Source organism: uncultured Microbacterium sp. (assembly GCF_947489255.1).
Classification (GTDB): Bacteria; Actinomycetota; Actinomycetes; order Actinomycetales; family Microbacteriaceae; genus Microbacterium; species Microbacterium phycohabitans.
This window is the reverse complement of the sequence record NZ_CANLCY010000005.1, coordinates 282074-299349: the sequence shown is the minus strand read 5'-3', so window position 1 is coordinate 299349 and position 17276 is coordinate 282074. Positions and strand designations below refer to the sequence as shown.

Genomic DNA, 17276 nt, shown 5'->3' with positions numbered 1-17276 from the left:
CCTCTGTGTTCGAATCACACACCACGCCACCCCACGCTGTATTTCATCGCATTCGGGCCCAGGCTGTCGAAACGGTAGCCGCCTCCGCCACCACCGCAGACGCCTTCCGCTCCTCAGCTTCCTTCTTGAGACCTCTGTGAGCGCCATACGGGAGCATCGGGCCGAACCACGTCAGACCCTCCGCCGTGAACGGGATTTATTCTGTTGACGCTTCGACCCCACTCACTGACTCTCCTTTTTTCGCCAAGGCCGCCAGGGAAGCTTGTTCCTTTCTAGAGATGGCGGATCTCGTTCCCTGCACTGACATGTAGGTAATGCATTGCGCAACATATTCGATACTGGGCAAGCGTGCTTTATATCAATGCTTCAGGCATGTGCCAGTATCATTGCTCCGATCCCCGCATGATTTGTGCCATCCGTGAAATACGTAATGTCAATACTGGATGTGTCAGCCGGAATCGATGGATTAATAAGGAACTTGACTCCGCCGCCTGGATCGGCCTTGCCGATCGGGTCGGTGGGCCAGACGTATGCGTTGTCCACTCCCCATTGACGGGATCGACCTGCAGAAACCGGCCAATGGCCGGCACGTACAGACGACCGCCCATCTCAATCACTAAGCCAGTGCACGGCGCCCGCCGCGAAGAGCGACCGCCGCGGGTCCCGCCCGGGCCCATCGGCCCGAGCGAGGGGCGACGGCGCCCGGGGCGGAGGACTCAGCCGCCCGCGGTCATCCACGCCCGGCCGCGGACCCGCAGGCCGAGGGTGACCGCGCGAGCGAGCATGTAGACGCCGAAGAACGCGGCGGCGAGCCACGCGAGCCCGGCCGGACCTCCGCCGGCGAACAGTGCCACGAGCGCGAGGGCCGGCGCGTACGGAACGAGGTTGAGCACGCCCGCGAGCGCGAGGTACTGCGCGTCGCCCGCGCCGATCAGCACCCCGTCGAGCACGAAGACGAAGCCGGCGAGCGGCTGCGCCACGGCCAGGACGAGGAGTGCGGGCTGCACGAGCGCGGCGATCTCGGCGTCGCCGGTGAAGACGAGCCCGATCACGCCCGAGGACGCCGCGAGCACGGCGCCGACGCCGACGCCGAACCAGATGCCCCAGGCGCTCGTGCGTCCGAGCACCCGCTGCACCGTCTCGGTCTCGTTCGCGCCCAGGGCGTGGCCGATCAGGGCCTGCGCGGCGATGGCCAGGGCGTCGAGGGCGAAGGCCGCCGTGGAGAAGATCGTGAACGCGATCTGCCACCCCGCCAGCTCGGCCGAGCCGAGTCCGGTGGCGACGGCGACCGTGGCGAGGAAGGCCACGCGCAGACTCAGGGTGCGCAGGAACAGCCATCCGCCCGAGCGCGCCGTGCCGCTCCACCCCTCGCGTTGCGGTCTGATCGAGGCGTCGTGCCGACGGGCCAGGGCGCGCACGACGACGACGTACGCACCGACCATGCCCCACTGTGCCGCGACGGTGCCGATCGCGGAGCCCGCGATGCCCCACCCGAGGCCGTAGATGAACAGGGCGTTGAGAGCGGCGTTCGCGGCGAAACCGACGCCGGCGATCCAGAGCGGGGTGACGGTGTCTTGCAGGCCGCGCAGGAGCCCGGTGGCCGCGAACACCACCAGCATCGCGGGCAGGCCCCACATCGAGATCGAAAGGTAGACGCGGGCGTTCTCGGCGACGTCGGGGGCGGCGCCGAAGACGTCGACGACGAGGGGGGTGACGATGGATCCGACGGCGGCGAGCACGGCGCCCAGCGCGAGAGCGAGCCACATGCCGTCGATGCCGACGGACACCGCACGGCCGGGCTGGCCGGCCCCGTACCGCCTCGCGACCGCGGGCGTCGTCGAGTACGCGAGGAACACCATGAGACCGACGATCGTCTGCAGGACGGCGCTCGCGATCCCCAGGCCCGCCAGGGGAGCGACGCCCAGGTGCCCCACCATCGCGGCATCCACGATGAGGAAGAGCGGCTCTGCGATGAGGGCACCCAGCGCCGGAACCGCGAGCCGCAGGATCGAGCGGTTCAGCGTCACGGGCGGGGTGGTCACGATCCGAGCCTAGGCCGGGCCTCCGACATCGCCGGATGCGCGCCCACCTGTGGCTCGCGTCGGGGCGGCGCGCGCCCTCGGCGATGTGCCCAACCTCCGTTGGAGATGGGCGGATGCCGCGGAGGTTGTGCGCATTGCGGAGGTTGTGAGCATCGAGGCATCGGCGCCGGGTGGTGCAGCCGGGGCCCCAACCGGAACGGGTCACGGCGGATGCGCGGAACGGGGAGCTGCTGCGTTCCGCGTCCAGGGGGTGCCGCGGGGGTGTTCCGAGCCTGTACGGATGTGGGGCACTTATCCTGTCTGCATGACCGACACCCCCCGCTCCGGTCTCGCGCTCGACGAGCTCAGCGACGAGATCCGCCCGCAGGACGACCTGTTCCGTTACGTGAACGGCCGCTGGCTGGAGCGCACCGAGATCCCCGACGACAAGGCTCGCTGGGGCTCCTTCCACCTCATCGCCGAGCAGGCCGAGGCGGACGTGCGCACCATCGTCCAGGAGTCGCAGGACGCCGAGCCGGGCAGCGAAGCCCGCAAGATCGGCGACCTGTTCGCGAGCTTCATGGACACCGACCGCATCAACGCCCTCGGCGGCGAGCCGCTGGCTCCGCAGCTCGCGGCCGTCGACGCCGTCACCGACATCCCCTCCCTGCTCCGGCTCATCGGCGAGCTCGAGCGCGACGGGATCAGCGGACTGCTGACGCTGTTCGTCGAGCCCGATCCGGGCGACCCCACCCGCTACGTCCCGGTGGTCTACCAGGGCGGCATCTCGCTGCCCGACGAGAGCTACTACCGGCTCGAGAACTTCGACGAGACGCGCACCGCCTACCGCGCGCACATCGAGCGCGTGCTCGAACTCGCCGGAGTCGCCGAGCCCGCGGCATCCGCCGATCGCGTGTTCGCGCTCGAGACCGACCTCGCCGCGCACCACTGGTCGCGCGAAGACAGTCGCGACGCGGTCAAGACCTACAACCTGAAGACCTGGGACGACACGCTCGCCCTGGCGGGAGTCGACCTCGAGCCGTGGCGCGCGGGGGTCGCCCCGGGTCACGAGGACGCGCTCGCCGAGGTCGTCGTCTACCAGCCGAGCTTCATCGAGTCGCTCGGCGCCCTGTTGGTGCCCGAGCGCCTCGACGACTGGAAGGCGTGGCTGCGCTTCAAGATCGTGCACGCGGCGGCGGCCTTCCTCTCCGACGAGTTCGTCGCCGAGAACTTCGCCTTCTACGGCACCCAGCTCACGGGCGTGCCCGTGAACCGCGAGCGCTGGAAGCGCGGCGTGAGCCTCGTCGAAGCGGCGCTGGGCGAGGCCATCGGCAAGGTCTACGTCGAGCGGCACTTCCCGCCCGCGGCGAAGGATGCCATGGACGGCCTCGTCGCCCACCTGATCGAGGCCTACCGGCGCTCGATCCGCACGCTCGAGTGGATGACCGAGGAGACGCGCGAGAGGGCCCTGGCCAAGCTCGACGCCTTCACGCCGAAGATCGGCTACCCCGTGCGGTGGAAGGACTACTCCGACCTCGAGATCGACGCCGACGACCTGGTCGGCAACGTGCGCCGCGCCCACGTGTGGGAGCACGACCGCCAGCTCGCCAAGGTGGGCCAGCCGATCGACCGCGACGAGTGGTACATGACCCCGCAGACGGTCAACGCCTACTACAACCCGTTGATGAACGAGATCGTGTTCCCCGCGGCGATCCTGCAGTACCCGTTCTTCGACGCCGAGCGCGACGCGGCGGCGAACTATGGCGGGATCGGCGCGGTCATCGGTCACGAGATCGGCCACGGTTTCGACGACCAGGGCAGCCGCTTCGACGGCGACGGGTCGCTGCGCGACTGGTGGACGGATGCCGACCGTGCGGCGTTCGAGGAGCGCACGAAGGCCCTCATCGCCCAGTACGAGGAGCTCGTGCCGCAGGGCCTGAGCGCGGAGCACCACGTCAACGGCGCCCTCACCATCGGCGAGAACATCGGCGACCTGGGCGGGCTCGGCATCGCGATCGCGGCGTACCGCCTGTTCCTCGAGGAGCAGGGTGAGGCCGAGGGCGAGGGGCCCGTCGTCGACGGGTTCACCGGCATCCAGCGCCTGCTTCTGAGCTGGGCGCAGATCTGGCAGCAGAAGGGCCGGGATGCCGAGACCATCCGCCTTCTCACGATCGATCCGCACTCGCCGAACGAGTTCCGCTGCAACCAGATCGTGCGTAACATCGACGCGTTCTACGAGGCGTTCGAGGTGGGTGAGGGCGACGCCCTCTGGCTCGACGCCGACCAGCGCGTCACCATTTGGTGAGACGGCGTTTGTTGTCCTGCTGACCCGGAAGGAGCCACGCTCGTGGGCATGCCCCCGCTTCCCGAGCCCGCTTCGCCCGAGCCCGCCGGAGGGCCGGTGGAGTCGTCGAGACGCGACGCCCCGGCCCTTCGCGGCGCGGGACGCAAGGGTCCGAAGCGACTGCCCCGGCGGGCGGCGGCCGGACGCCGCTCTTTCACCGCGACGTTGCGATCACTCGACGAGCTCGCTGCCTCGGGGGCGAAGGTCTCGGTGCGCATCGACGACCTCGACGGCGGAACGGCCGTGCTCTCGGGCGACGATTTCGTCACGCTGCCGGTCGGCGGCCTCGGAGTGGTGCCCCTGCTCGTCGAGACGGCCGCGTCGTTCGAGTCGGGTCGCCTGGATGCGCTGGAGATCATCGACCGCTCAGCGGTGGCCGGTGCCGCGCAGGGGGGCACGTGGCAGCATCTCAAGGCGCCCGCGCTGCCGCTGACCGACCTCGCGATGCTCGCCGCGTCGACGGGCGACGCCCTCGCCGCGAACGCTCTGCTGCACCGCGTCGGGCTGCAGTCGGTACGCGCGCGGATCGAGCAGCTCGGCCTCCGGCGGACGGCGCTGCTCGATCGGTTCCGCGACGATCGCGGCCCCGACGACGCCCCGCACGTGGCGCTGTCGACGGCGCGCGAGATGGCGCAGCTGTTCGCGGGTCTGGTGAACTCGAGCATCGTCTCGCCCGGGGTCAGCGCCCAGGTGGCGGAGTGGCTGAGCCTCAACCACGACCTCTCGCTCGTGGCATCCGCCACCGGCCTCGACCCGTTCGCCCACGAGAACGATCAGCACGGCCTGCTGTTCGTGAACAAGACGGGTCGTGCGCCCGGCGTGCGCGCGGAGGCGGGGGTGCTCGGCGGGCCACGAGCGGGCGTCTCGTACGCGCTCGTCGTGAACTTCGACGACCTGTCGATCGCCCACCGGCTGCGCGCCCACGACGCCTTCCGCGTGCTCGGGGTCGAGCTCATGGAGTACGTGTACTGAGTCTCGCGCGGAGCGGATGCTCCACACGGGGTCGGGAAATGGTGCCCCAACCGGCGCCGCAGCGCAATCCCTCCTCACGCGACCCGAGGCGCTGGGACGCTTGTGGCCTCGAAAAGAAAGGAAGGACCGAAGCCATGTCCGACTCTCCTGCCTCCACCGACCCGTTCGCCGACTCCGCCGGCCCCGAAGGCCACTCGATCACCGACTGGACCGACCTCGGCCGCGAGATGTGGTCGTACCTGACCGGCCGCGGCGCCGCCGTGAACTACTCCTTCGTCGACATGACCGTCGAGGTGCCGCGCGACATCGGCCCCGACGCGCCGCGCGCGACGTGGAAGCTCAACGGCACCCTCCGCGTCACCACGAGCGACGACACCGCGGCCGGGTCCGACCCGTACCGCGGCAACTGAGGGGCGGCGCCGTCATGGTGCGCCTCGACATCGACCTCGCCTTCTCGGAACACGAGGGGGCGGATGCCGACACCCCGCCGTTCGAGGGGACGATCACGGCCGCGGGCACCGAGGTGCGCATCGTCGTGAACGACCCCTCGCGGTTGCCCGGGAACGGCCGACGGACGCTCACCGAGCTGTCCACGGTCGCCGACGCCCTGGCATCCCGAGGTGTCTCCGTGCGTCTCGAGGGCCCGGACGGGCCGATCCTGCAGCTCGGCGACATCAAGAGCAACGCCCTGCAGCGGGTGGTGACGGGGTCGTCGCACATCCGCCTCGGCTCGGTGGCCGCGGTCGCGCCGCTGCTCACCCGCCGCAACAAGGGCAGCGCACTCACCTTCCCCATCCCGCCCGAGACGCCGCTCCCGCTCGTCCCGACCATCAACCGCACGGTGCGCCGGCGCGTCACGACGACGCACTACACGCCCGGATCGGGCCGCCCGCGCCTGATCTTCGCGGTGGGCGACTCGTCGTGGGACGGCTCGCGGCCCCGCGAGTTCGACCTGCTGCCGACCAAGACGGTCATCGGATCCGGCGACGAAGCCGATCTGCGTCTGCCGGGGCTCGCCCCGGTGCACGCCGAGATCCGTCACGAGGGCGACGACGAGTACGTGCTCTACGGCTTCGACCAGGTCGGAGGCGGGGGAGCGCGAGAGCAGGGACCGGGACGCGACGGCGGAGGTCGCATCCTGCGCACCGGCGCCCGGATCGAACTCGGCGACTGGCGACTGGCGTACTTCCGCGCCGAGTTCGCCGATCACGGGCGTCCGTACGGCGGCCGCCAGGGCGGCGAGTTCGCGCGCCAGCGCAAGCAGCCCCCGCGCGGCGGCACGGGTCCGCTCAGCCGCGCAAGCGACCCCGAGTGACAGCGTCGCACCGGGTCCGCCCCCTGCGGGGCGGCCCGGTGCGACGGCCGGTGCATCCGCCGAGCTGACATGATCGTGTCGAGATCACCGGATCGTGCCGAGGTGACGCGTCTCGCCGGCCCGCCGGTCTGCGATCTCGGCGCGTTCGTGTGATCTCGGCGCGGGGTGCGCCCCGCGCCGGCGGAACCCGCAGGCGGTCAGAAGACGATCGTGTGGTTCCCGTGGCGGATGACGCGGTCTTCGGCGTGCCACAGCACGGCGCGCGAGAGCACCTGGCGCTCGACGTCGGCACCGCGGCGGGCGAGCTCGGCCGCGGAGTCGGCGTGCGTCACGCGCACGGTGTCCTGCTCGATGATCGGGCCCTCATCGAGGTCGCTCGTGACGTAGTGCGAGGTCGCGCCGATGAGCTTGACGCCGCGCTGCTTGGCCTTCTTGTAGGGCTCGGCGCCGATGAAGGCCGGCAGGAACGAGTGGTGGATGTTGATCACGGGCACGCCGATCTTCTCGAGGAAGTCGGGCGAGAGGATCTGCATGTAACGCGCGAGCACGACGAAGTCGACGTTGCCCACGAGCAGCTCGAGGATGCGGGCCTCGGATGCCGATTTGTCGGGTCCGGGCGTCGAAGGAACGTGGAAGAAGGGGACGCCGAACGAGCGCACGTCCTCGGCGGCCGTGGTGTGGTTCGACACCACCATGGGGATGCTCACGGGCAGATCGCCGCGACGGTGGCGCCAGAGCAGGTCGAGCAGGCAGTGATCCTGCTTCGAGGCGAGGATGGCCATGCGCTTCGGGGTGGACAGGTCGGTGAGCGTCCACTCCAGCTCGAAGCCGTCGCCGAGGGTCGTGGCGATGTCGGCCTCGATCTCGGGCAGCGCGACGGCCAGGTCGGGGCGGTGGAACACGACGCGCTGGAAGTAGGCGCCCCCGCGCGGGTCGTCGGAGTACTGATCGAAGGCGACGATGTTCCCGCCCTGACGCGCGATGAGGGCCGAGACCGCGGCGATGATGCCGGGGGTGTCGCTGCCGTGCATGATGAGGCACGCGTGATCGGGCTGCAGGTGGGGGCTCGCGGAGACCATCGGACCATTCTGCCGTGCGCGCGTGGCGTCGCCGACCACGGTTGCGGTGCGCGTCGGGTGGCGGTCGGGGCGTCGCCGCCGCCGCGCCCTGCGCGTCAGAGGCGCACGACCACCTTCTGCGCCGAGACCCCGGCCCGCTGACGGTCGAGACCGCCCTGCACCGCGCCCAGGCCCTCGCCGACGACGAGCGGTGCGGGCGCGGGTCGCAGCGAGCCGTCGGCGAGCATCTGCGGCACGACCTCGCCCCACAGGCGTGGGCCCATCTCGTCGTCGCGGAGACTGCTGCCCCACACGAACCCCGTGCGGATGCCGCGGCGGCGGGCGCGCAGGGTCGAGCGCACCGTCGCGAGCCCGATGCGGGCGAAGACCGGCAGCATCGCCGGGAAGAGGTGGCGGCGTCCGACCAGTGAGGCCAGCGACACGGGGGTGCTCGCCATCGCCAGGCGGGTCCCGCCCGTCTGCGACAGCACGTCGAGGCAGGCGTCGGTGGAGCCGGCGGCGAGAGCGACCGCGCCCGCGATGGGGCGCCCGTCGACGGCGGCGACGAGATCGGCCACCGCCGACGCCGACCGGTGGTCGACCACGGCTTCGGCCCCGAGGGCGCGCACCGCCTCGGCGTTCTCCTCCGATGCCGTGCTCACCACGGTGTAGCCGGCGGCGCGGGCCAGCTGGACGGCGTTCATACCCACGCTCGTCGATCCGCCCCAGACCACCACGACCTCGGGCGGGACGACGGATGCCGGGCCGCCCGGCATCCGGAGGCCGAGGTGCTGCGGCTGGAAGAGCGCGCAGGCGGCCGTGGAGAGCCCGAGCGGGAAGACGGCGGCCTGCTCGTCGGTGAGGTCGTCGGGGGTCGGGGCCGTGAGGCGCTCCAGCAGGGTCGAGTACTCCTGGAAGGCGCCCTCGCGGAGGGGGTCTCGTGCGCGATCCGTGCCGGTGGCCAGGCCGAACACGCGCTGGCCCACGCGGAAGCGCGTGACGGCCTCGCCGACGGCGACGACCTCTCCGGCCACGTCGGAGCCGAGGACGGCAGGCGTCCGCAGCCATCGGTAGATGATGCGGCTCGCGCCCTGGATGATCCAGTCGACGGGATTGATCGCCACGGCACGCACGCGCACGAGCACCTCGTCGGCGGCGGGCGCGGGCGTCTCGACGGTGGTGAGGGTGAGCGGCGCGCGGGGGGTGGCGAGCGTTGCGGCGACGTGCGTGGACATGGGGGCCTCTTCTCGTGATGGCACGGAGTGTCTTCACTGTAGACCTGATGACACCCCGTGTCGTCACGTAGGATCCCGATATGGCCAGATGGGCACCCGACACGCGGGAACGGCTGCGCTCCGCGGCGTCGGAGCTGTTCGCCGAGCGCGGGTTCGAGGCGACGACGGTGCCCGACATCGTCGAGCGCGCCGGGGTGACGCGGCGCACGTTCTTCCGCCACTTCGCCGACAAGCGCGAGGTCTTCTTCTCGGGCGACGAGATCCCGCGGCTCGCCGCGGACATGCTCGCCGACGCCCCCGCCGACGCGCCGCCTTTCGCCCTCGCGTGGGCCGGCTTCCACGCACTCGCCGCCGAGCGGTTCGAACCCCGTCGGGCCGAGATCGTCGCCGCTCGACGCGTCATCGAGGCCGAACCCGCCCTGCGCGAGCGGGATCTGCAGAAGCAGGCCGACCTGCGCGCGGTCCTGACCGCGGGATACCGCGCGCGCGGGGTCGACGCCCTTCGCGCGCGGATCGTCGCGGGAGTGGCGGTCGAGCTGCTCCAGGCGGCGCTCGAGCAGTGGGCGGACGACGACACCGGAACCCCCCTCGCCGCCCACCTCGAGCGCGTCCGCGCAGAGATGGCATCCGTCCTCGATGTCGGCGGGCGAGGCTAGCCTGGAACATGTGACCAGCACCCTCCGCCTCGACCGGCCGGGCTGGCGCACCTGGACGCTGTGGATCGTCGGCGTGCTCGCGTACGTCGTGTCCATCGTCAACCGCACCTCGCTGTCGGCGGTGGGAGTGGATGCCGCCGTGCGCTTCGGCGCCGATGCGTCGGCGCTGTCGATGTTCGCCGTCATCCAGCTGTTCGTCTACGGCGCGATGCAGATCCCCGTCGGCCTCCTCCTCGACCGTTTCGGCGCGCGCCCGATGATCGCGATCGGCATGGTGCTGATGGCCCTCGGCCAGCTCGTCATGGCGTTCGCGGATGCCGTGGGGATCGGCATCCTGGCCCGGGTGCTGATCGGCGCGGGCGACGCGATGATCTTCCCGAGCGTCCTGCGCGTGATCGCGACCTGGTTCCCGGCCCAGCGTGCCCCCGTCCTCGTCCAGCTGACGGGCATCATCGGCCAGCTCGGACAGATCGTCGCGGTGGTCCCGCTCGCGGCTCTCCTGCACGCCACGAGCTGGAGCGTCGCCTTCGGCAGCGTCGCGGGGCTCGGCGTGCTCTTCGCGGTGCTGACGTACGCGATCATCCGCAACCGTCCGCCCGAGCGTCGCGACGATCCCGTCGACACCTCGGTCGACACGCAGACCGGTGCCATCCGCGTCGTTCGCTCGGCTCCCGATCTGCGCCAGGGGTTCCGCGAATCGTGGGCGCATCCCGGCACGCGGCTCGGCTTCTGGTCGCACTTCGCCACGCCCTTCGCGGGCACGGCGTTCATGTTGCTGTGGGGCTTCCCCTTCCTCACCGCGGGCGAGGGGCTGGAGCCGGCGACCGCGTCGGGCATCATGACCCTCTTCGTGCTCTTCGGCATCGTCAGCGGGCCGGTGATCGGTGCGCTCTCGAGCCGGCACCCGCGCCGCCGTTCGCGCTGGCTGGTGCTGCCGACGGTCGTGTTCCAGGCCTTCGTGTGGATCGTCGTCGTCGTGTGGCCCGGGCCCGCGCCGCTGTGGCTGCTCATCGTGCTCATGTTCGCCCTGGCCACCGGGGGCCCGGCGTCGATGATCGCCTTCGACCACGCGCGCACGTTCACCCCCAGCCACCGCCTCAGCACCGCGACGGGCATCGTCAACGGCGGCGGCTTCCTCGCGGCGCTGCTGGCCATCCTGTTCATCGGCATCGCGATGGACGTGCAGGGCGCGGGCAGCCCCGAGACCTACTCGCTCGACGCCTTCCGCCTGGCCTTCCTCACCCAGGTTCCGCTGTGGGTGATCGGGGGCATCGCGATCGTCATCGAGCGCGGGCGCACCATCCGCCACGTCGGGGGCGTGCTGCCGCGCTGACGCGGTGCTCCCGCTGGCGCGCTGTGCCGCTGCCGCGCAGTGCCGCTGGCGCGGTGTGCCGCCGGCGCACTGTCCCGCTGGCGCACTGTCGCCCTGACACGCTGTGCCGGGGGCGCGGTGTGCCGCTGGCGCGCTGTGCCGCTGGCGGGCTGTCCCGCTGGCGCACTGTCGCCCTGACACGCTGTGCCGCGGGCGCGCTGTGCGCTCCCCGCTGCCCGCGCCGCGCCGCGGGCGCAGGCCCCTCGCCGGCCCCGCCCTCGCCTCACCGGTGGCCGTCGGCATCCCCGCATGTCCCACATATGGTCGGTGCCGGCGATCAGGAGCGGCCATAAGTGGGACATGCACCGCCACAAGTGGGACAGGGGCGCGCGGTGCGAGGATCGAGGGCATGAGCACCATCGACATCCGCCCGCTCGAGACCGTCGACTCCGTGCACGAGGCCTCCCGCGTGCTCGATCGGGTGTGGGGCGATCGCGGCACGATGCCGGCGAACATCCTGCGCGCCCTCGAGCACGCCGGCAACTACGTCGTCGGGCTCTACGACGGGGAAGCGATGATCGGAGCGTCGGCGGCGTTCTTCGGCCCGCCCGCCGCACGGTCGATGCACTCGCACATCACCGGGATCGTCGACGGCTATCAGGGTCGGGGCCTCGGCCGGCAGCTCAAGAACCACCAGCGGGACTGGGCGCTCGAGCGCGGGGTCGGGCACATCACCTGGACGTTCGACCCGCTCATTCCGCGCAACGCGCACTTCAACCTCGCGGTGCTGGGCACGCGCGTCACCGACTACCTGGTCAACCAGTACGGCGAGATGGATGACGACGTCAACCGCGGCGACGAGTCCGACCGGCTCCTGGTGTCGTGGGCGCTCGCCGAGCCGCCCGCGCCCACCCCGACGGATGCCGAGATCGCGGCCGTGGTGCCCGTGCCCGACGACATCGAGCATCTGCGCCGCAGCGACCCGGCGGCCGCCGCCGACTGGCGCGTGCGCGTGCGCGACGGACTGCGGGGGCACCTGGCATCCGGGGGTCGGATCGGCGGGTTCGACCGGCGCGGATACCTTCTGACGCCCTGACGGTGGGGGTGGTGGGGAGTAGAATAAGAAAATGGACACCCCTCTGGCGGACGTGACGACCCCAGAGGTTGCCCGCGCGCTGGGGGTATCCCTCCCCGCCGCGCACCAGGCGCTCGACGAGCTGGGCGTCCCGCGAACAGGCCGCGGCACGGTGCGAAGAGTGGACGCGAACACGGCGGCGCAGCTGATCGCCCGCCGCGGCTCGACCCCGCGTTCCTCTCGTACGTCCTCCGAACTGCGCGTCCTCGCCGCACTGTCCTTCTCGCCGCTGGGGCTGACGAGCTTCCGAGCAATCGCGGAGAAAGCCGGGCTGAGCCCGACGACCACGTCGCGCCTCACCCCCCGGCTCGCTGAGGAAAGATACGTCGAGCAACGCGAGGTGAAGACGGCGAGCGGCCGCGCTCACCGAGGTATCCGTTGGTTCGCGAATTCCCGTGTCTGGCCGGCCGACGTCCGCGAAGCCGTCCGGGCTACACGGCTCCCGAGGCGCCAGGTGAAGCAGACGGCGGCTCTCCCGCCCGAGCTTCACCATCTGTTCTGGAACGCCGATGTCGCAACCCTCGACCCGCTCGCGAGCGGCAGCTACCTGGCCGGACGGCTATTGGACGCTCCCGACCTGCGCGCATGGCAGTGGGCCTTGTCGAACCTCCCGCGGGAGGCCGTCGAAACGGCCGTGGAGCGACGAGGTGTGTCAGCGCAGACCCGCGCCCTCGTGCGAAATTGGTGGCGTGATGAGTCCTGAGGGGGACGAGTCGCCGGGCTTGGAGTCCCTGAAAGGGTTCCTCCCCGACACGACGATCCTGGCATGGCGGATGGTCGCCCCGGTGGTTCCCCCCCAGGCCTACCTGTCCGGCGGCACCGGTCTCACCGCTCACGTACGGCACCGCGTGAGCCGGGATCTCGACTTCTTCACGGAGTCTGCGTTCGAAGTCGATGACCTTGTCGATGCGCTCGACGGCGCGGGGACTTTCGCCCCCACGATGATCGACACGGGAACGGTCAACGGGATCTTCGAAGAAACGAAGGTGCAGTTCCTCGACGCGTCGTCACAGCGTCTGCTCGAACCCACGACATGGTTCGGAGGCGTGCGACTGGCGAGCCTCGCCGACATCGTCGCCACCAAACTGAAGGTCATCCAAGATCGCGGGGCGCTGCGGGACTACTTCGACCTGATGGTGATCGATGAGCGTCTCCCGATGGAGGAGGGACTGCGCCTGCTCGTGGAGAAGTATCAGCCCAGGGCTCCGGCGGGGTTGATCGCCAACGTCGTACGCGGGCTCGGTTACCTGGGTGATGTGGAGGACGACCCCTTCCTTCCCGTGCAGAGAACGGAGATCGAGAGGTTCTGGTCCTCGCGTCAGCCTCGCCTCGCCCGTCAGTCCCTCTGACGCCGGGGCGTCACTGCTCGGTGATCGGCTCGTCCTTCTCGGCCGCGGGGTCGCCCTGACCGGGACCCGGGCGCACCGCGGCGTCGTCGCGCACGTCGATGCGCGTGACGCCGTCGTGCTCGCTCACGTCGAAGCGCGGTGCCGCATCGGCCTCGGTCGCCTTCGGCGCGCTCGTCAGCTGATCGTGACGGTTCTCTTCGAAGCTCTTCTCATCGCTCACGGTCGTCACTCCTTCTCGCCGGCCGAACGCCAGGCGTCGCTCTCCATGTGAGATCCCGCCTGCGGGCCCATGTGCAGCATCCCGCCGTCGACGACCCAGCTCGCGCCGGTGACGTACGAGCCGGAGGGCGAGGCGAGGAAGCGGATGACGTCGGCGATCTCCTCGGGCTTGCCGGGCCGACCGAGCGGGATGCCGGGGCGGTGGATGCGATCGGCGTCCTCGGCGGACATGTCGTTGATGGGGGTGGCGATCTCGCCCGGGGCGACGGCGTTGGCCGTGATCCCGTACTGGCCGAGCTCGAGGGCCATCGTCTTGATGAGGCCGCCGACGCCGTGCTTGGCGGCGACGTACGGTGCCGAGCCCACGCGGGGCTGATGCTCGTGCACGCTCGAGACGACGATGAGGCGTCCGCCGTTGCCGGCCTTCACCATACGGCGGGCCGCGGTGTGCAGGGCGAGGAACGCGCCGTCGAGGTTCAGCGAGATGTCGGTGCGCCACGTGTCGAAGTCGAGGTCGAGGAACGAGCCGCCGATCCCGCCTCCGGCGTTGTTGACGAACACGTCGAGGCCGCCGAGCTCGTCGGCCATGGCGTTCACGGCATCCGGGACCGCGTCGAAGTCGGTCGCGTCGAACTGCGCGACGATCGCGCGCACGCCGCGCTCGCGCACGGCTGCGGCGGTCTCTTCGGCGCCGTCCTCGTCGGAGTGGTAGGTGACCGCGACGTCCATGCCGGCGTCGGCGAGGGCGAGGGCGGTGGCCGCGCCGATGCCCGAGTCGGAGCCGGTGACGATCGCGTGGCGGGGGGTGAAGTCGTCGCTCATGCCCGCGACGCTACGCGGCGGGTTCGGCCCCGATAGTGGCCTTGCCAGGCTGCCTGCGAGGAGTTACGAAGGCACAACTCCTGCAGATCCGGCGGTGCCGTGGCATCCGGGTCCCGCGTGGGGCGGATCTGCCGGAGTTGTGCGTCCGGTCGGGACCCCGGCGCGGCGCGCCCCACGCCGCCCGCCGGATACCCTGCCCTCATGCCGCCCCGCATCTCCGCCGCCCCCGTGACGCTGGATGCCGTCGAGCTCCGCGTCCTGCACCTGCCCCTCGTATCGCCCTTCACGACGTCGTTCGGCACCGAGACGGTGCGCGAGGTCATCGTCGTGACGGCCGAGACCTCCGACGGCCGCGGCTGGGGAGAGGTCGTGACATCCGCGGAGCCGTACTACTCCAGCGAATACACGCAGGGCGCGTGGGACGTGCTCTCGCGCTTCCTCGCGCCCGCGCTGCTCGAGCGTCGCTCTCTCGCTCCCGAGGAGGTCGCCGGCATCCTGGACCGGGTCGTCGGGCACCGCATGGCCAAGGCGGGGCTCGAGCTCGCGGTGATCGACGCCGCCCTGCGCGCCGAGGGACGCAGCTTCGGCCAGTACCTCGGCGCCGAGAAGACCCGGGTGCCCTCGGGGGTCTCGGTCGGCATCCAGAGCGATCCGGCGGCGCTCGTCGACACCGTCGGCGGCTACCTCGACGACGGATACGTGCGCATCAAGATCAAGATCAAGCCCGGTCGCGACGTCGCCGACACCGCGGCGGTCCGGGAGGCGTTCGGCTCGATCCCGCTCCAGGTCGACGCCAACTCGGCGTACACCCTGCAGGATGCCGGCACCCTGGCCGAGCTGGATCAATTCGACCTCCTGCTCATCGAGCAGCCCCTGCAGGAGGACGACCTGGTCGACCACGCGAGCCTCGCGAAGCGCCTGCGCACACCCGTGTGCCTCGACGAGTCGATCGTCTCCGACAAGGCCGCCGCCGACGCCCTCGCCCTCGGTTCCGCGGCGATCCTCAACATCAAGGCCGGACGCGTCGGCGGCTACCTCGAGGCCCTCGCGATCCATGATCGCGCTCTCGCCGCCGGCATCCCCGTGTGGTGCGGCGGCATGCTCGAGACCGGGATCGGACGCGCCGCCAACGCCGCGCTCGCCGCCCTCCCCGGCTTCACGCTGCCGGGCGACATCTCGGCATCCGCCCGCTTCTACGACCGCGACATCGTCACCGAGCCCGCGGTGCTGGAGGACGGACACGTGCGCGTACCCACCGGCGACGGGATCGGCGTCGAGATCGACCAGGCGGCGCTGGAGGCGTTCACCGTGCAGCGCGAACGCATCGCGCGGTGAGCGCGGGCGGCTCTCGATAAACTGGATGCCGCGCCCTCGCGCTCGATCCCCACACCTTTGCGACCATTGGAGCCACCGTGGCCGAACAGTCCCGCCTCGACAAGGTCATCGCCCTCGCCCGCCACCGCGGGTTCGTCTTCCAGGCCGGTGAGATCTACGGCGGTTCGCGCTCGGCGTGGGACTACGGCCCCCTCGGCACGGAGCTGAAGGAGAACATCCGCCGGCAGTGGTGGCAGACCTTCGTCCGCGGTCGCGGCGACATGGTGGGCCTGGACTCGAGCATCATCCTCCCCAAGCGCGTCTGGGAGGCCTCGGGCCACGTCGCCACCTTCACCGACCCGCTCGTGGAGTGCCTGCACTGCCACAAGCGCTTCCGCGCCGACACCCTCATCGAGGACTTCGAGGCCCGCAAGAACCGCAAGGCCGAGAACGGTCTCGCCGACATCCCGTGCCCGAACTGCGGCATCAAGGGCCAGTACACCGAGCCCAAGTCGTTCTCGGGCCTGGTCAAGACCTACCTCGGCGTCGTCGACGACGAGTCGGGGCTCTACTTCCTGCGCCCCGAGACCGCGCAGGGCATCTTCGTGAACTTCTCGAACGTGCTCACGGCATCCCGTCGCAAGCCCCCGTTCGGCGTCGGCCAGGTGGGCAAGGCGTTCCGCAACGAGATCACGCCCGGGAACTTCATCTTCCGCACGCGCGAGTTCGAGCAGATGGAGATCGAGTACTTCACCCCGCCGGCCGAGGCGAACGAGTGGTTCGAGCACTGGGTCGAGGCGTGCTGGAACTGGTTCATCGAGCTCGGCATCGACCCCGAGAACATGAAGCGCTTCGACGTCCCCGAAGACGATCGCGCGCACTACTCCGCCGGCACGATCGACGTCGAGTACCGCTTCGGCTTCCCGGGCAAGGAGTGGGGCGAGCTCATGGGCGTCGCCAACCGCACCGACTACGACCTCAAGAGCCACTCCGAGGCATCGGGCCAGTCGCTCACCTTCTTCGATCAGGCCTCGGGCGAGAAGTACACGCCCTATGTGATCGAGCCCTCGTTCGGCCTGACGCGCGCCATGATGGCGTTCCTCGTCGACGCGTACCGCGAAGAAGAGGTGCCCAACGCCAAGGGCGGCACCGACACCCGCACGGTGCTCAAGCTCGACCCGCGCCTCGCTCCCGTCAAGGTCGCGGTGCTCCCGCTCTCGCGCAACGAGCGCCTGTCGCCGCTGGCTCGCGAGACCGCCGACGCGCTGCGCGCGGCCGGCTGGAACATCGACTTCGACGACGCCGGCGCCATCGGACGCCGCTACCGCCGCCAGGACGAGATCGGCACCCCGTTCTGCGTCACGGTCGACTTCGACTCCCTCGACGACAACGCCGTGACCGTGCGCGACCGCGACACGATGGGCCAGGAGCGCATCGGCCTCGACGCCCTGCACGGTTACCTCGCGGAGCGCCTGCGCGGCGCCTGACCCGCTTCTCGGGAGACCGGATGCCGAGGCCTCGGGG

Annotated in this window: 16 protein-coding genes; 11 read left to right on the top strand and 5 right to left on the bottom strand. The window is 70.8% G+C overall.

What is annotated here, in order from left to right; translation table 11 throughout:
• Window positions 1-716: 716 nt before the first annotated feature.
• Window positions 717-2045, bottom strand: coding sequence for an MATE family efflux transporter (locus Q0818_RS14690; RefSeq protein ID WP_298877098.1), 1329 nt, complete (start codon window positions 2043-2045; stop codon window positions 717-719).
• 301 nt (window positions 2046-2346) lie between these two features.
• Between Q0818_RS14690 and Q0818_RS14685 the strand changes: the two genes are divergently transcribed.
• The 4 genes from Q0818_RS14685 (at window position 2347) to Q0818_RS14670 (ending at window position 6652) form a co-directional block, all read left to right on the top strand.
• Entirely contained in the window at window positions 2347-4326 is a 1980-nt protein-coding gene (locus Q0818_RS14685) for a M13-type metalloendopeptidase (RefSeq protein WP_298876449.1), read from the top strand.
• Window positions 4327-4374: 48 nt separating this feature from the next.
• Complete coding sequence (locus Q0818_RS14680) at window positions 4375-5337, top strand: serine hydrolase (RefSeq protein WP_298876446.1); 963 nt, start codon at window positions 4375-4377, stop codon at window positions 5335-5337.
• Window positions 5338-5471: 134 nt separating this feature from the next.
• On the top strand, window positions 5472-5747 hold the full coding sequence (locus Q0818_RS14675; protein WP_298876443.1) for a hypothetical protein: 276 nt from the start codon (window positions 5472-5474) through the stop codon (window positions 5745-5747).
• Between the two features lie 14 nt (window positions 5748-5761).
• The gene (locus Q0818_RS14670) at window positions 5762-6652 is read left to right on the top strand and encodes an FHA domain-containing protein (RefSeq protein WP_298876440.1); all 891 of its coding nucleotides are present in this window, start codon (window positions 5762-5764) and stop codon (window positions 6650-6652) included.
• Window positions 6653-6849: 197 nt separating this feature from the next.
• On the opposite strand, the gene purU is transcribed toward Q0818_RS14670, so the two are convergent.
• Complete coding sequence (purU, locus tag Q0818_RS14665; protein WP_298876437.1) at window positions 6850-7731, bottom strand: formyltetrahydrofolate deformylase; 882 nt, start codon at window positions 7729-7731, stop codon at window positions 6850-6852.
• A gap of 95 nt (window positions 7732-7826) precedes the next feature.
• On the bottom strand, window positions 7827-8945 hold the full coding sequence (locus tag Q0818_RS14660) for a zinc-binding alcohol dehydrogenase family protein (RefSeq protein ID WP_298876434.1): 1119 nt from the start codon (window positions 8943-8945) through the stop codon (window positions 7827-7829).
• 80 nt (window positions 8946-9025) lie between these two features.
• Here Q0818_RS14660 and Q0818_RS14655 point away from each other — a divergent pair, with 80 nt between their 5' ends.
• The 5 genes from Q0818_RS14655 to Q0818_RS14635 all read left to right on the top strand — a co-directional run bounded on the left by Q0818_RS14655 (window position 9026) and on the right by Q0818_RS14635 (window position 13397).
• Window positions 9026-9601, top strand: a complete 576-nt coding sequence (locus Q0818_RS14655; RefSeq protein WP_298876431.1) for a TetR family transcriptional regulator — start codon at window positions 9026-9028, stop codon at window positions 9599-9601.
• A 10-nt stretch (window positions 9602-9611) separates the two neighbouring features.
• Window positions 9612-10934, top strand: coding sequence for a nitrate/nitrite transporter (locus Q0818_RS14650; RefSeq protein ID WP_298876428.1), 1323 nt, complete (start codon window positions 9612-9614; stop codon window positions 10932-10934).
• A 388-nt stretch (window positions 10935-11322) separates the two neighbouring features.
• Window positions 11323-12009, top strand: coding sequence for a GNAT family N-acetyltransferase (locus tag Q0818_RS14645; RefSeq protein WP_298876426.1), 687 nt, complete (start codon window positions 11323-11325; stop codon window positions 12007-12009).
• A 31-nt stretch (window positions 12010-12040) separates the two neighbouring features.
• Window positions 12041-12751, top strand: coding sequence for a helix-turn-helix domain-containing protein (locus Q0818_RS14640; RefSeq protein WP_298876423.1), 711 nt, complete (start codon window positions 12041-12043; stop codon window positions 12749-12751).
• Between the two features lie 19 nt (window positions 12752-12770).
• The gene (locus Q0818_RS14635; RefSeq protein ID WP_298876420.1) at window positions 12771-13397 is read left to right on the top strand and encodes a nucleotidyl transferase AbiEii/AbiGii toxin family protein; all 627 of its coding nucleotides are present in this window, start codon (window positions 12771-12773) and stop codon (window positions 13395-13397) included.
• Between the two features lie 10 nt (window positions 13398-13407).
• Here the strand turns inward: Q0818_RS14635 and Q0818_RS14630 are convergent, their stop codons facing one another.
• Window positions 13408-13617, bottom strand: coding sequence for a multidrug transporter (locus Q0818_RS14630; RefSeq protein WP_298876418.1), 210 nt, complete (start codon window positions 13615-13617; stop codon window positions 13408-13410).
• A 5-nt stretch (window positions 13618-13622) separates the two neighbouring features.
• The gene (locus Q0818_RS14625) at window positions 13623-14438 is read right to left on the bottom strand and encodes an SDR family oxidoreductase (RefSeq protein WP_298876416.1); all 816 of its coding nucleotides are present in this window, start codon (window positions 14436-14438) and stop codon (window positions 13623-13625) included.
• Window positions 14439-14639: 201 nt separating this feature from the next.
• Between Q0818_RS14625 and menC the strand changes: the two genes are divergently transcribed.
• Both menC and Q0818_RS14615 read left to right on the top strand, forming a co-directional pair.
• On the top strand, window positions 14640-15773 hold the full coding sequence (gene menC / locus Q0818_RS14620; protein WP_298876410.1) for an o-succinylbenzoate synthase: 1134 nt from the start codon (window positions 14640-14642) through the stop codon (window positions 15771-15773).
• A gap of 77 nt (window positions 15774-15850) precedes the next feature.
• Window positions 15851-17239, top strand: a complete 1389-nt coding sequence (locus Q0818_RS14615) for a glycine--tRNA ligase (protein ID WP_298876407.1) — start codon at window positions 15851-15853, stop codon at window positions 17237-17239.
• Window positions 17240-17276 lie beyond the last annotated feature (37 nt).